At 40.2% G+C, this 15,709-nt stretch carries 11 protein-coding genes and 1 pseudogene; 8 read left to right on the top strand and 4 right to left on the bottom strand.

Annotation, left to right across the window (positions count from 1 at the left end; translation table 11 throughout):
* Positions 1–178 precede the first annotated feature (178 nt).
* Positions 179–550, bottom strand: a pseudogene (locus MSVAZ_RS19420) (IS21 family transposase); the annotation flags it as partial.
* Between the two features lie 508 nt (positions 551–1,058).
* Here MSVAZ_RS19420 and MSVAZ_RS20175 point away from each other — a divergent pair.
* A complete protein-coding gene (locus tag MSVAZ_RS20175; protein WP_157206039.1) occupies positions 1,059–1,250 on the top strand; it encodes a hypothetical protein in 192 nt (63 codons plus the stop codon).
* Positions 1,251–1,314: 64 nt separating this feature from the next.
* Here MSVAZ_RS20175 and MSVAZ_RS07740 read toward each other — a convergent pair whose 3' ends face one another.
* Positions 1,315–1,731 (bottom strand): nuclear transport factor 2 family protein, encoded by a 417-nt coding sequence (locus tag MSVAZ_RS07740; protein WP_048119939.1) that lies wholly within the window; start codon positions 1,729–1,731, stop codon positions 1,315–1,317.
* Between the two features lie 71 nt (positions 1,732–1,802).
* On the opposite strand from MSVAZ_RS07740, the gene MSVAZ_RS07745 reads away from it, so the two are divergent.
* The 7 genes from MSVAZ_RS07745 to MSVAZ_RS21155 all read left to right on the top strand — a co-directional run bounded on the left by MSVAZ_RS07745 (position 1,803) and on the right by MSVAZ_RS21155 (position 8,378).
* Positions 1,803–2,546 (top strand): hypothetical protein, encoded by a 744-nt coding sequence (locus MSVAZ_RS07745; RefSeq protein WP_048119941.1) that lies wholly within the window; start codon positions 1,803–1,805, stop codon positions 2,544–2,546.
* Positions 2,547–2,828: 282 nt separating this feature from the next.
* Positions 2,829–3,302 (top strand): rRNA maturation protein, encoded by a 474-nt coding sequence (locus MSVAZ_RS07750; protein ID WP_048119943.1) that lies wholly within the window; start codon positions 2,829–2,831, stop codon positions 3,300–3,302.
* 198 nt (positions 3,303–3,500) lie between these two features.
* Positions 3,501–3,752 carry a KEOPS complex subunit Pcc1 gene (locus MSVAZ_RS07755; RefSeq protein WP_048123798.1) on the top strand — a complete coding sequence of 84 codons (252 nt, stop codon included), beginning with the start codon at positions 3,501–3,503 and terminating at the stop codon, positions 3,750–3,752.
* 217 nt (positions 3,753–3,969) lie between these two features.
* Positions 3,970–4,194, top strand: coding sequence for a hypothetical protein (locus MSVAZ_RS20180; RefSeq protein ID WP_157206040.1), 225 nt, complete (start codon positions 3,970–3,972; stop codon positions 4,192–4,194).
* A gap of 26 nt (positions 4,195–4,220) precedes the next feature.
* A complete protein-coding gene (locus MSVAZ_RS07760) occupies positions 4,221–4,532 on the top strand; it encodes a hypothetical protein (protein ID WP_048119944.1) in 312 nt (103 codons plus the stop codon).
* A gap of 871 nt (positions 4,533–5,403) precedes the next feature.
* A complete protein-coding gene (locus MSVAZ_RS07765) occupies positions 5,404–6,720 on the top strand; it encodes a glycosyltransferase (protein ID WP_084626097.1) in 1,317 nt (438 codons plus the stop codon).
* Between the two features lie 1,034 nt (positions 6,721–7,754).
* Positions 7,755–8,378: a hypothetical protein gene (locus MSVAZ_RS21155; protein ID WP_232316252.1), complete on the top strand. Its 624-nt coding sequence runs from the start codon at positions 7,755–7,757 to the stop codon at positions 8,376–8,378.
* A 175-nt stretch (positions 8,379–8,553) separates the two neighbouring features.
* Here MSVAZ_RS21155 and MSVAZ_RS07775 read toward each other — a convergent pair whose 3' ends face one another.
* Entirely contained in the window at positions 8,554–14,217 is a 5,664-nt protein-coding gene (locus MSVAZ_RS07775; RefSeq protein WP_048119948.1) for a DUF3320 domain-containing protein, read from the bottom strand.
* Positions 14,218–14,560: 343 nt separating this feature from the next.
* A complete protein-coding gene (locus MSVAZ_RS07780) occupies positions 14,561–15,487 on the bottom strand; it encodes a DMT family transporter (protein WP_048119950.1) in 927 nt (308 codons plus the stop codon).
* Positions 15,488–15,709: the final 222 nt, after the last annotated feature.

The raw sequence follows: 15,709 nt of genomic DNA on the forward strand, positions 1-15,709 counted from the left end.
TTGTAAATATCATAGTTTTACACATTATTATTAAATGTTTTATTAAAAATTAAATAATAAATATCTAAAAAGCATATCCTCTTCCATGCGTCTTTGGTTAAGTGAGGAACCATGACAAATTGCAGCAATATCTCAACGTTTGTAATATATTTCAATGAGTTGTGAGATGGAACAGAGTATCGATTTCATGTAAAGAGGCCACAGTTACCTGACCCTGTACACCTGTTTTTGTCGTAGCAAAGTACTGCAGTTACTCCTTTTTTGGCTGGACTTTTTTATGAAGTCCTTACCGATGTTTTTCCCTCCATCAAAACTCATTTCTTTGATTTCCCTATAAAAGAGCTTTATAATGACTTTCTCTGAGTTTATCAATAATATAGGATATATGAGGGTCAAGCTTGCTCTTTCTTCCGGGACGTTTCTGGGGTTCAGGCAGGGTTTTCAGCCGAAGATATTTCCTCACAGTTTTCCTGTCAAAACCCGTTTGTCTGGAGATTTCACTGATGCAAAAGCCTTGTGGATACTTCACCGGCCTTGACAGAAGATATATACTCTTGTTAGGAATTGTGGGAAGGCTCTCTGTTTTGTGATGTGCATTGTATCGAGTAACACAAGATAAAGAGCACTTATTTTTATTTACTGTCAAAGTCAAGAGGTAACATTGCGAACTATAGTGCCGTGACTTGACAAAATAAAACGAGTGCAGTGAGAGTTTACATGTAATTTACTGCCACAGTCATCACAATGATTAGGGTATGATATGGAGAATAGGATATGATGTGGAGAACATAGAGTATTATTGATTTCCAACCAAAACCCTTGACAAAGGAATTATTATTTTGCTGTCAACAACCGTTTTTACCATTGACTTATCTATTGCGATTTTTCCTTTTCCTATACGATTTTTCCTTTTGCCATACGATTTTTCCTTTTCCTATACGATTTTTCCTTTTGCCATACGATTTTTCCTTTTCCTATACGATTTTTCCTTTTCCCACACGATTTTTCCTTTTCCCATAAATAAAAAATTATCTCAATATAATTAAAATTTTATTGTTTTGCACGATTTCGAGAGAAAATCTAATGGCCAGAAAATAATAAAAAGTCTCAAGAAAACTGATTATATGGAAATTGGGCATCTGGATATTGGGGAGTGGGGGGTGTTGGGGGTTATTAAAAAAGTTAAAAGGTCTTATCTGACCTTTCCAGATGCCCACATCCTAGTCTACCTCATGATATATATAATTTAAGTCTACTTGTTTCTCCCGGAAGTACCTCATGACAATTGTAAGTTTTTGTTGTTAGAGTTCTAAGTTAACTACAAAATGGGTTTTCTAAGCCCTGTTTAGTAGAGCAGAAAAGACCGGAAAGAATATTGTGATTTTGTGGTTGCGAAGTAAATCCTAGAAGGACTCCAGTTTTCTCTGAGCCTGAGAAAAACTCGGAATATAAAGCCTGTTTTGAGTGAATTTCAAAAACTTTCACATCTGATAACCTGATGACAAGATCTTTAAAACCGGTCCGGTTGAGTAAAAATAATACTACTTTATAATAAGTCAGCCCTTCTTGAATGTAGCTCAGTATCTTAACTATAACTAAGCCCTCCTGATCAAAGCGTAGCGTAGTTAAAAGAGCTCTGTCCCTACTGGATGGAATTCGGAAGGCAAAAAGTGCCTCATCCTCCCCAGACGGAACTCGGGCTGCAGAGCCACAGCTCTGCTGGAAAAACATTTATTATGCCTTGTGATATAAAATTACTTACGAATAATAGCTAACCTAAACAGAAACGAGCCGCTGATCTATTGACAAAAGACAAACGGATAAGGTTTCCATCAGGCTCATATCAGGCTTTTTATGAAGGCGTCCTATACAAAATAGACCCTGAGAATGACACCGTGGAAATGACCCAGAAATTGAATCCAAGATATAGCCCTGAGAGCAGTGAAGAAGCTTTCAATCTGGCAAATAAGCTTGGAGTAGAAGGAATTCAAAAAAGAGCCAGGTTATTCTCAAAACTCCTTCTTATTTCAATACTGTTATTCCTGTTTTTGATGTTTTTCCCTGCTCAGCCATCTACAAAATCCGAAAGCTTTCTGTTATCAGCCGGAAGATTCCTAACAATTGTGTCAGAAATCGTTTTCCTTTATATGTTTGGTTATTACAGGGCAATAACGAACTATTGTATGGATTCATACTGCGAGAAATGCAGGAAGCATTTAGTTTTTGAGGAATTTCAGGTTCCACTCGTAAAAGAAGAAAGCAAAATCGATGCCTATACAAAAACCCTTACACAATACTGGCACTGCATAAATTGTGGGCGTGAAGACATAAAAGTCGAACCTCAATACATAGACCACCATCACGAGAAAAGGCAAGATAATTTAAAAGAAGACACCTGCGAGGAATGCGGGGAAGAGCATGCACTAGAAGAATATAGAAACATTGATGTATTAAATTACATTTTCAAAAAGAAAATCAGGTATTTTAAATGCAGAAACTGCGGCTATCATGAAATCAGAATAAGTAAAAGGTTCAGAATTATTTAATAGAGTTCTTCGTTGTTTTGTGTGGAGATCCTCATAATATTCTCATAAAAACCAATCCGTTCTTGAATTGAAAATCATCTTATCCATAGGGAATAACGAAGAGCCAAAATTCTACAAGGCGTACAGGAAATCTATTCTTCAATCCAGAATTCACCGATGCAGAATCATACAGAAAATATTCTTTAAGAAAAAAATCCAGATTTGATTCTTTGATTTCGGCCTACACGCTTTCCAGAACCATGGAGAGAAAGTAATATATACTTCTAACTTATCAGGGGAAGTATGCTGGTTACTTCTTCTCGAAAACCTTCTGCAAGAACCAGGGCACTTTGCAAGTTGCTTTCGCGGTTTATGGCTGGCAGATGTATAACGCGCGGAAAAATGGGCATGCAGGAGCTTCTGGAGTTTGCGGAGGGCGGGCCTCTCATAGTTGTAGGAGAGTACCATGGAAATCCCGGGGAACTCAGCTTTTACGATGAAGTCGGAAAGCTCCTTTTTTCACTCAGGTTTACGGACTGGTACTCCAAGGAACTTGATTCCTACTGGTTTCCCGATATCGAGCCTAGGCTTACAGGCCAGGGAGAGATTGCGGACGCCTTTGAGGCTTTTTTCCATTTTCAAAGGGTTGAGAGCGATAAAATCGATCAACTTCTTCCCAGTTCCATCTTAATAGCGATTGGGGAAAAAGATATTGATTTTATAGGCAGTGGAAAGTCCCTTTTTAAGCTTAATCTCAAAGGTTTTAAAAAGTACTGACCTCCAAACTTTTTCCAAACCCTTATATTTAAAGCCGATTTTTATAAATTGATTTTTTATGATAAGAATTTTTATGATAAGAACTTTTATGATAAGGATTTTTATGATAAGAATCTTGAGACAATTCTCATAGGAAATTGGAAACCGATTTTCCCTTACTTACTTCAAAAAAATTTAAAACTGATTAGAGGTAATCCCTTGAAACTTTTCGCAGAATTTACTTTTGAAACTGAAGCTGCAGAAACGATTTACAGGTCTCTCCTGCCCGAACTCGATGACAATTTTTCACAAAGGTCTGCAATAGGCCTGTCTCTTGAAGATGCAAATAAGCTGGTGCTCAGCGTAAAAGCTGAAGATGTGGTTTCCCTGCGTTCAGCCCTGAATACATGGTTCAGGCTTATCCAGATTGCTCAGGAAGTCCTTGAAACCACGTATGAAGTCAGTTGTTAGTTCCAGCCTTTTGAATAATCACTTCCCTGCAAGCCTTTTCAAAAAAAAGCTTGAGCGAAAAACAATACTTAATCGAAAACTGCGAAATGTTTGAATAAATATTTGAATTTAAGTGCCTTGTCCACATCCTCCCCTTAGGCGTGATAAACCAGCGCAACGGTTGCAGATTAATGCTTGTAACCAAAAGGGCTGTTTTATAAATACTCCCATTACGAGTATGATTCTCGTTAGGGATGGCGATGGCGTTGAAGGCAGAGGATTCAGTAAAAAGCGAAATCCATTCTGTAACGGAATGAATAAGGGTTCTAATTTTATCCTATCTGAAAGGATGCTGACTGCGCGCCACGAAAGCACGCCCATGAGGCAGTTTTGTCTCATGACGTGTAGCTATGCTGCAGAGAAGATGAGGGAAGGCTCCTCGAATTCGCTTTACAGGAAGTGATTTCAAACTTCCATAAGCTGTTTAGCATGAAAATGCTGCCATCTGCAAGCATTTTCATTGTTTACGCATGTTATTCAAAGAATATCATGTGCGTTTTGGTCAAAAGCCACGGTATTGAGCGTTATGGAAAAGGCAAAGATAGACTTCGTCAGGTACGTGCTCTGGAGACGAATGCAAATGGACCAATGTTGGCGTGTCGAAACCTTGATGATGTCATCAAAAAAAGTGAAGAATTTCTTTCAAAGCCAATTGAGCATGAAATTACTTCCTTGTTTGTTGACGCTACTTGCCTCAAAGTAAGAAATGGACTTCATTACAAAAATACAAACAATATATGACTTTTTTTTAGCTTATAAGTTCTTAATGAACCTTAATAAGTATCAAATGGATTATAATTACTTTTTTTAGAGATTAAATCTCAACTAAAGTATGTTAAAAAAGAAGACTGCCATAAAGCTTCAATTATACAAGTATGATTATATTTTATTTAGCTAATTTAGGAATTGTTGACACAGAATCAAGGACTAAGAGCCAAGGACTAAGAGCCAAGGACTAAGAGCCAAGGACTAAGAGCCAAGGACTAAGAGCCAAGGACTAAGAGCCTGTCCAAAAATGGCATGCTGTAACTTTCACAATATCTAAAACCTGAATGGTTACTCCAAAACTATAGACCTCCTGTGATTTTTTTCAACATTCATTGCTGACTTTTCGGATAAAATCTAAGTTAACCAAAATAGGTGACTAAGTTAATCAAAAATATGGTTTATGCAATTGAACTAACAATAATCGCTGGTAACTGCACTTTCTTTTTCAACTGCATAGTTCTAAACTTAGTCTTAAACTGATCAACAAAAGTCTGTCGTGTACGTGAGTTGTTGATCAATTCCGAAAAAGCAAGTACATTTGTCTGATTTGAGATAAATGTGAAAAGAGGCTTGTGCATATGTTTTCAATAATACACACTGACTGACAAAAAATCTTTATAGAATAGTATTGTTACAATAAAAAAATAAAAAATGTATCAGAAATTCTACTCATAGTCTGTTTTATGGCTAGAGCGATAGCTGGAGAAGTAAGTTCACATGCAAGTAACAATGGAAAATAGACAGTTATAAAATAATACGCAATTTTTAAAAAATCATACAAAAGTTTTATTATTTTGGTCTTGATAATTATTTTAACCCTTAAAGTATCCAATTTGGAGTTAAAATGGACGCTCAGTATGAAATAACAGTAATTATACCTACTTTTAACGAAGAGGCCAATATTGCTGACATCATCGAGGCTGTGAATTCAACTCTTTCAGCAAATAATATTCGTGGTGGGATTCTGGTTGTTGATGACGAATCTCGGGATAAGACTATCGAAATTGTTCAGAATCTCACATTGAAATACAATAATCTGAAGATTATTGTCAGGCATGAAGACCATGGACTCTCGCAATCCGTAATAGAAGGTTTCAAACAGGCGAATTCGGATATTTTTATAGTAATAGACGCCGATTTTTCCCATCCCCCGATGTTAATTCCCCTTTTTTACGGAGAAATAAAAAAAGGAGCCGATGTTGTCATAGGAAGTCGATATATCCATGGGGGAAAAATTCAGCAGTGGCCCCTTAAGCGTCGGGTTCTCTCTCTTGGGGCAACAGGCCTGGGAAGGATACTATTTCCTGAAATTACAGACCCTGTAAGCGGATTTTTTGCTCTTAGAAAAGAAGTGATTTCTGGAGTTCAACTTCATCCCCGAGGGTATAAGATCCTTATGGAAGTTCTTGGCAAAGGGCAATGGAAATCAATCGTCGAGATCCCGTTTACATTTACGGACAGACATAATGGAGAGAGTAAGCTTACTTTCTGCATAATAAGCGATTATGCAAAACAGATTTTAAGTCTCGCTGAATATTCTCTGACTTCCCGCAATAACCAGATCTGGAACGAATGGAAGAAAATGGCAAAATTCGGTTTTGTTGGATTTTCTGGAGTTTTGGTCAACGTAGGTTTTCTGTATTTATTTACCGAATATCTGGGTCTTTATTATATCACAGCCAGTGTAGTAGCAATCGAAATAGCTATTTTAAATAATTTTTTTCTGAATGATTACTGGACATTTGATCTAAAGGATGAAGTAAATTCGTTTACACAGAATCGTCTTAAGCGGTTTTTTTCTTTCCAGTGTGTTTCAATTATAGGGCTTATAATTAATATAGGAATATTATACACTTTAACAGACTTTTTTGGAATTTATTATCTTGTTTCGAACCTCATAGGAATATTAATTGTTTTTTTCTGGAATTACCTGGTGAACAGGCATACTACATGGAAACTAAAAACTTATAGTAATTATTCAGCAAGTAAAAGCATGTTTGTTGATACTGATTCTAAGCAAGGCATGTTTGTTGATATTGATTCTAAGCAAGGCATGTTTGTTGATATTGATTCTAAGCAAGGCATGTTTGTTGATACTGATTCTAAGCAAGGCATGTTTGCTGATATTGATTTTAATGAAAACGACAAATTCAATAAATAACTAAGGATAATAAAAAAGCAATCAGTAAATAAAAATCAAAGAAGTCAATTGTTTTAGATGCAGGCTAATTAAAAAATTGGGATGTTATTGTGGACAGAGAAGATCTATTAATGAAGAAGCTGCCAGTTGTCGCTTTACTCGTGCTAATCACCGAGGGATTAGTCTGCAAGCTACTTGTTACACTACATCTTCGTCTGAATAGCGACAATACTAATGCTGGCCTCATAGCGATGGAGTTCTGGAAACATCATAACTATTTGTTCTCAGGCATTTATCTGCCTTCCCTGGATCCATACTATTTTACTGAATTGATACCTTTTCACCTGGTCCTACAGAGAATCACCAACTATGACCCAATGGTATTGCGGCTGACGGTTTTTATAATTTTTATTGGTGTTCTGGCAATATTCTCTGTTCTTGTTTACAAAATCACAAATAAAGGACTTATTCCATCCCTTGTTTTTGCTGCTATGCTAGCTAATGTAAATATGACAGCTTACGAAAATGTTTACGCCCTAGCTTTGACTCACACTGGTACTCTATTCTTTACAGGCATCCTATTACTTTTCGTGTTATACCTAAAAAAGGCCAGTACATTACAGCTTAGTTTAATCACAGTTTTAATAGCGCTGGTGGTTCTATCTGATACCATCGTGGTAGCATGGTTCGTTTTGCCATTTCTTGCTGCTTATTTTCTAGTTAATCAGGGCAGATCCAGGAATCTAAATATGTGGGTTATATCATGGACGCTTCTCGCTGGGCTTGTCTCTGTCATTAAATCCATGTTTATTGACTACCTTGTACCTAACCCGTTCGCTGTTCAGAACCAGGCTAGCATATTCTCCAACGCTTTAGAAATTTTCCGTCAATTGTCACTGTATTTGAACACAGGCTTATATCATGTACTAACTGAAGGACAGACCCCTTCGTCGATAGACATATTATTTACGCTGATTTTTTTAACAGCCCTTTGCATCGCTATTTGGAATCTGGGGCATGCTACCAACCATATTATGAAAAGCTTCGCTGTCATAATGGCGATATCAGCCGCGCTTATGTTCACCGGCCTTACTTTCACTAGTTTAAGCGAAGGAACTTACAGATACCTCGGATTCACAGCCATTTCGGTCTTCATGATCTTATCTTTCTTCACAAACTCAAAAAACCAGTTGTATATTTTCCTCATTGCCATTCTCTTAATATCATCTGCCACTGCTAACATTTCTTCTGTCGCAAATTTAGATTCTCAACCGAATGCCAGAGTAAATGAACTTGTTGATTACATGGAATCCAACAATATTACCTATGCATATGCTTACTATTGGGATGCCGGCATAACTACATATCTTGCAAACGAAAAGGTGATTGTCCGTCCAGTCATTTTTACGGATAGTGGCTTTATCCCTTATAAGTGGAATTCTTGTGTAAGGTGGTATGACGAAAGACCCACTGAGTACTTCGTTATTCGTAATAATGACTCACAATCGAATACGCCTGATGCCTTTGTTACTGCATATAAGCCGGATAGGGTGTTGTACTGCGGTAATTATACGCTCTACCACTATAGCGGCCTTAATGCGACATCTGTGTACGATACATGGACTCTAGACGAGGGAAATAGTTGGCTGCGTTTCAAGCAAAGGTACCTGGAAGGGTAAAGCACTCTTTTAAAAAGTAGTGTGTGAAAAATGAGAAATTATAAACAGGAATTAAGATTTTAAAGAAAGAAATAACCTTTTTGGAAAAAATATGATTTTCTGAAAATTTCTTTTCTTCAACAAACTACTTCTTTTCTTCAACAAACTACTTCTTTTCTTCAACAAACTACTTCTTTCATTTAACAAAATAAATCATTTCATTTGGCGTGAGAGTTAATTCCTCATTCTCTATTCCTGCCTTTACAAGCTTTTCGATTCGTTCCTTTGCGTTTTTGCGTGTGGTTTTTATTCCGAGCACTCTCGAAGTCTGGACAATAAGATCTTCAAGAGGAGTTGAATACTGGTTGTACAGGACAAAACGGATAGCTTCTTTTATTTCCTCGTCACAGATCCACTCGATTTTTGCGGATTCATCTCCCTCACGCCTGCGCAGGAGACATGCAGGTTTCGAAACTGGCCAGTAGAACTCGCCTTTGGCCTTGATTTCTCCGGAACTTTCGGCAAGATCTGCAACATTATTTATTCGCTGCTTGATTTTCCCGAGCATTCGGGAAATTCCTGTATGCGATTTTATTCGCTGCTGCAGGAGTTGTGCGTGAATGGGCCCTTCACACGCTACAATTCTTAGAATCGCCTCCTCAAGCTGCTTATCCGAAACCTCCGAAAGATCGCCGGTTTGCGGAAGGCCTGAGGAAAGGCAGACCTGGTAAAGGGGTACGACATCTTCGAGTGAACTGGATTTTCCGGATAGATTTTCAGGCTCTTTTTTTGAATTACCCAGTTCAGGTTTTTTTCCTGGAATTTCCCGGAGTTCGACAGTTCTCGATCCGGTATTACCGGCCCTGAATTTTAAGGAGCTTCCAGTATCGGGTTTCTCAAAAAACGTTCCTGTTTTTTCAGCCGGGGCTGAAGAGAAGGGTTCCTTTGGGTTTCTGGTTTCTGCCTTATACGTATGTTTTAGAGCAGGCTCACTTAACCGGGTTTCAGTTCTTCTTTTTATATCATGCTCAATTACAGGCTCTTCTTCGTGCTTAACTTGAGTTTCTGAGTCCCATGTCCATTCATAACTGTCATCTCCAGCTTCATAATTCTCTTCCTCTAAGTCTGGTTCGGGTTCGAAATAGCCTTCTGAGCCGTAAATATACGCAAACTCATTAATTCGCTTGCGTTTCTTTTTTTCAGGGCTTGCGCTGAAGTCAATCTCAGGGTAAGCCTGGTAAAAACTCACTTTCTCAGGCTCTGGCTCAGGTATCAAATCGGCTTTGTTTCCCTTGGAGTGAGGATCTACACTGAATTTAAGGAGTTTTGATTTTTTTGACCTTCCTACAGGCTTCTTACGGGAGTTTTCATCGGCTACCAGAGCCATCGACCTGGCTCTTACATCTATTTCGGGCAAGAAATCTGTATCTGATGGGGCTGTAAGTCCTTCTTCCAGTTTAAAAAACGAGTCTGAATAGGGTTTTTCAGCTTCAGCTCCAAAGGAGGGCTCCAGAAGAAGTTTTGCCTCAAAAGTTTCCGAAAGGCAGGCTCTATTATAAGATCGACTTTCAAGTTCGTCCTCATTCCCATCTTCACTCTCCACACTCACTGCAGGCGAGACCGGAACCCGGGATAAACCCGGATTTGCAGGAGAACTGGAATACCTTCCTGCAGGACTTCGATTCACAGGCCCAGGCCGGGCAGTCGGCTCATTAACCCTCGAAACCTCAGGTCCGATTTCGGATATTGCCTGTATTTTTGCCTGTTTTATAGCCCCATTCACAGCTTCAAGCAGTTTTTCCCTGCTCTCTTTCGGATGTAAGTACCAGTCCGTTGACCAGACCCGGTAGATCCTCCAGCCCAGCCCTTCAAGCACCTGCTGGCGCAGACGGTCGCGGTCCCGTGCAACATGCAAGGAATAATAGCTTTTTCCATCATACTCGATCCCAAGCACATACCGCCCTGGATGGGCGGGGTCAGGGACTGCAAGGTCAAGCCTGTATCCTGCACAACCGATTTGCCTGTGGATTTCGCAGCCGTTTTCTGCCAGGAAATTGTAAACTGCCTCTTCAAAAGGCAAATCGAGTTTTTCCCTGCGGTATGCAGGTAAGGGAAGCTTGCCGCTCTCTGCAAATTCAAGGAAGACTTTCAGGGCCCGAAGCCCGAAAGGTGAGTTTTCATCCAGCTTCAGGTCCCTTGATGTGAAATTTGCAAAAACAACGCATTTTTCCCTGGCCCGCGTAATAAGCACATTCAAGCGCCTTTCCCCTCCCTCACGATTAAGCGGGCCAAAGTTAAGGGAAAGCTTTCTGTTGCTGTCAAAGCCAAAACCCACGCTCAGCAGTATAACGTCCCTTTCATCGCCCTGGATAGTTTCAAGATTTTTAACAAAGAAATGCTCACCTTTTCCATTTCCAGAGTTAAGGTCAAGTCCGGGATTTGTTTTAAGTAAAGCCTCGATTTCTTCCTGGATAGCTTCCTGCTGTTTTATATTGAAAGTCCCGACTCCCAGGCTTTTATCAGGGTACCTGCTGAAGTGCTCGAAAACAGATCTTGCAACGGCTCTTGCTTCTATCCGATTGGCTCCGCTTTTACCCCTTTCATAAATTGAGTCTGGAAGATGCACAAACTTCAGCCCAAGTTTTTCGTCTTTTTGCATGGGGGAGGGATAAACATAGAGACGGTTATCGTAAAACTCCTGATTTGAAATTGCAATGAGGGACTCGTGCCTGCTCCTGTAGTGCCAGCGCAGGGTCTTTACCGGAAAACTGCGTTTGCACACATTCAGGATACTTTCCATATCTACGGCTGTAATGCAGTCATCAGGCTCGCTTTCCGGAAAATCGAGCACAGTATCAAAAAAGTCAGTCGGCGGAAGTTGTTTTGAATCTCCCATTACTACGACCTGCTTTCCGCGCAGGAGAGCTCCAACTGCATCTTCGGGTTTGACCTGGCTGGCTTCGTCAAAGATAATCACATCAAAACGCGTGCTTCTGGGATCAAGGTACTGGGCGATGGAAAGCGGGCTCATAAGGAAACAGGGCTTGATTTTTTGGATCAGGCCGCCTGCCTTTTTCATAAGAGTGCGGATAGGCATATGCCCTCTTTTCCTGTTGAACTCATTGAGCAGAATGCCCGCCTCTGAAGATCTTGAGGCTCCTGAAACTAATTTTGGGGTTTCCTCATAAGCCGAGCATACAATTCTTTTTCGGTTTTCCATAAGGACCTTTTTGTCAAGTTTCCTGAACTTGCCAAGTTTACCTTCGTGGAGTTCCCGGATAAAAGTCGAAAGTATAGGCCTTTTCCTGAAAGTGCGATTCAGGAGGATTTCGGCGTAGTTTCCTTCAAAAGCAGGAATTGCGTCACACACTGCGAGTTTTCCGGATTCAAGGTCTTCCATTATCGGGGCTGCCTTTGTTTCAAGACAGACCTGCCTGTAACAAAGATACTGGCTCCAGAGCACCAGGGACGAAGTCTCGTTTTTCCAGCAGGTTACGAGGGTTTTTAATGAACTTAGCTTTGCGGCTTCCAGGCCTTCTGGGCACATTTTCCCAAAATCTGCGCCTATACGAATCCCAACTCTCTTAAATGACTCCAGAAACTCCTGCGTTGCGGCCAGTACATGGCTGGACGCAGATTCGATTGCTTCGCTGTCAATTCCAAGTCCTATAAGCCTTAAACTCCTGTCTGTGAAAGTGCCTTCTTTCAGATACTGCTGGAAAAGAATTATCCATTGGCTGTATTCCTCAAGCTGTTCAGGATCGCTTTCAAAGCCTTTCCAGTAATCTCCAAAGTATTTTTCTCCTTCTGCACCCGAATTTTCAAGTTCCAGCCTGAGGGCTTTGTATTCGGAAATGCCGGTTAGGTCAAGCAGGATTTTACTGTTTCTGAAAGGCACTCGTGAGAGATAGCAAGCTGAAATTTCTTTTTTGAGCCTCCTGTATTTCGGGCTTAAAAACTTGAGGAGACTGCCGGAAAGCTCCTCGAATTCAGAGGTATCAAGGCTAAAAATCTCAGGGCGAAAAGTTTTGTCCGCAAAAGTTTTGAGCTCAAGGTATTTCCTGAATTTTGAAACCAGAGTTTCTGCCTCTGTTATTGAGTTTTCGGATTCATATCCCAAATTCTGAAGCATTTTTTCAGGGATGGTTTTTGAGTTTCCAAGGAATTTTGCGGCATTGATTACGGTTGCAATTCCCTCGAGAGTGTCAGGTTTTAAGGTTGCAGAAAGGTCATTAAGGGTTTTTATGGCGGTTTCAAGGGTCTCAAAAGCCTCAGCGCATTCGTCTGTAAAGGCTCCGATTTCTCCCAGATCCGAAGGCAGTACAAGCCCTGGATCGCAGCCGTACCAGGGATTTTTCCAGACCGGCCCGAGAAAAGGAAGTACCTGACTCAGTTTTTCTATAACAGCTTCTGCATCGGCCCAGGCTTCAGGATCCCAGGTTTCGGGTTCTTGAAACTTATATAAGGGCATTTTCAGGCCTTTTGATTCAAAATAAGCCCTTGTTTTTTCCCGAATGCCATAGAGGGTATAGAGGCTTGGGTAGATTTTTCCCGCAGGTTCCCCAAGTGATAGGGCATACTGGTTGAGTTCATGTTTTAGCTTTTCGAGCTCGTTTATATCTCTGTCGGGGCGTATGGGGGAAGGAGCTTCGCGGTTCAGGGTCTTTTCCAGCTCTTCGAGCACGGCTTTTTTGCGGGTCTGGTTGCTGTGGATCTCCAGGCAGAGTTCTCCAAGGCCGGCAGAGTCCAGCCTGCTTTTTACAACCTGAAGGGCAGCTATTTTTTCACTCAAGAAAAGTACGCTTTTTCCCTGGGCTATAAGTTCTGCAATCGTATTTGCAATCGTCTGAGACTTGCCGGTCCCGGGAGGTCCCTCAACAACAAGGTTTCTTCCGGCTTTCACATCTTCAATGACTGCAATCTGGGAAGAATCTGCGTCCATTATCTGATAAGTGTCCTTTGCCGGAAGTTTAAGGTCAACCTCTTCTTCCAGAAAACCGGAAACCTCACATTCTGGGTCTTCAGGGTTAAAGACCTCCTGGATCAATGGGTGGTCAGCAGGAGACATGTCTTCAGGCCAGGTTGCAGGGTCAAGGTCCTTATACATGACAAATTTCTTGAAGTTAAAAAGGTCAAGGCAGATTTCAGGCAGAAGTTTCCAGTCTCTATTTTCATGAATTTCTCTGGATACAGCCCTGAAATATTTCTCAATCCCCGAAGCTTCCTCAGGCATTTCAAATTCAGGAATCGTGATTCCGAATTCTTTCATTTTTGCCTGTAGGGTAATTGAAGTGAAGATTTCGTCTCCTGTCCACTGGATGCTGAAAATTCGGCCTTTGCTTATGCGTTTGAGTTCAACGGGAATAAGAAGTAGAGGAGCTTTCGGATTTTTTATGGCCGACCGGCTTTCACTCCACTGCAGAAAGCCCAGTGCAAGGTAGAGAACAGGATATCCCTGTTCTTCAAATATGGAGTTTGCCTGGTTAAAGACATAAAAAAGCTTTTTATCTAGGGTTTCGCTGTCATCAGGGGTTTCCAGAAAAGTTTCGGAGCGAGAAGTATGGGTTTTATCTTCGGATACCAGAATATTTCCTATTGTTTTCAAAAGCCGTTTTTCCTTTTCAGAAGCCTCGTATTTCTCCCCATTTTCACTTTTCCTGCCTTTTCTTAACTGAGCTGTTGCTCTGAACCTCATCGATTTTTCCTGGAGGACAAAGAGTTCGTAAATTTCCTCCGGGCTCCTACCTGTAATCGAGATGGTCCTTTTCTGAGAAGGGCGGTAATTGAGAAGATTATTTCGAAGGGACAGATCAAGCAAATTCTGCCTCAGGGCTTCCAATTCCTTAACTACGTCTACCATAAGAATACCAGGCTCTTTTGAAATAATCTGTGAAATATGCTTAAGATTAATAGAATAAAGATCACATACTAATAAATTTTATTAGTTCCAACCGGAAACAGAGCTATGAATAAATAAAAAAATACAACCCGGATGGCAGAGAACTCATTTAAGAATGAAATTCTTAAGAATAACACATTTAAGAATATTTTTTTTGTTATATCTGAAAACTATTTCCTTATTATTAGAGTTTTTCTAAAAATTGCGGTTATTCGTATTTTCGTTATATTTCAGCCTTCTTGAGTGTTTTCAAAAAGCTTGCTGGACTCGAGATTTTCACATTACTTTTCCCGCTTCTGGTAAGCTAAGGGACTGCAGGCAGTTTTTCCTTGAAAACAGGTTCTTCTTCGGTTTTGCTTTCCTCCTCCAGACTTGCCAGGAAAGAACTGGAAAGGATAAGGGCACATCCAAATAGGGTTTCAGCGGATATGGGGTCTTTTAAGAGCAGGTAAGCGAAAAAAATCGCACTTACAGGTTCAATCAGGGAAAGTATGCTTGCATTCTGGGCTTTGACATGTAAAAGCCCTGTAAAGTAAAGAATCGAACCTACTGAAGTGATTGTTATCCCTAGAAAGAGGAGAACAGGTAGGTTTTCAACAAGAGCTATTACTGATGCCTGTTTTACAAAAGGAAGCAATAATACAAGCATTACGATGGTTGAGATAAAAAGTTGTTCTAAACCTGAATACTCATTCCTGAGATCTCGGGAGGTAATAGTAACGCAGGCGTAAAAAAAGCCTGAAAAAAGTCCCATAAGCACTCCAAAAAGATATGCTGGCTCAATTCCCGACCCAGAAACAAGGTTTTCAGGGCCTATTACCATTACTACACCCGTAAGAGAAAGAATAAGGGCAACAAGGCTCTTTTTGTTATGTTTCTCCTTCAGGAAAAGAGGGGCGAGCAGCAAAACGTAAAACGGAGCCGTATAAAGTAGAAGTACGGATATTGATACATTAGTAAAGCTCACAGCCATGTAATAAGAAACCATTGCACCTGCATTGAAAGCTCCAAGCAGTATCAAGTTTTTTCTTTTACCTCGGAGCCTGATTCCTGACAGTTTTCCAGTAACTGCCAGATAACCTGTAAGTGCGAGAAGCCCGAAAAGAAGCTGGTAAAACACAACAGCTCCTGCGGCCATATTCTTTACATACATGAAAAAAATTCCTGAAAATCCGTAGATGACAGATGCGGCAATTACCTGGATATTTGCTTTTATGTGCTGCGGCTCCATGACCTCTTCAAATATGTATTTCTGTTAAATAAGATTATCCTGAGTATGTTGAAAGTAATATCCAGACAGCAGACTATTAGCAATATCCAGACAGTCAGACTATTAGCAATATCCAGACAATCAGACTATTAGCAGTCGGCATTTTGTAAACAGTAGTCTAAAAACAACCAAAAAACCGTTTTATAAAAGAAATCTAGATAATCTTAAAGTTCTCAAAACAGG

The sequence above is a fragment of the Methanosarcina vacuolata Z-761 genome (assembly GCF_000969905.1).
Taxonomy (GTDB): domain Archaea; phylum Halobacteriota; class Methanosarcinia; order Methanosarcinales; family Methanosarcinaceae; genus Methanosarcina; species Methanosarcina vacuolata.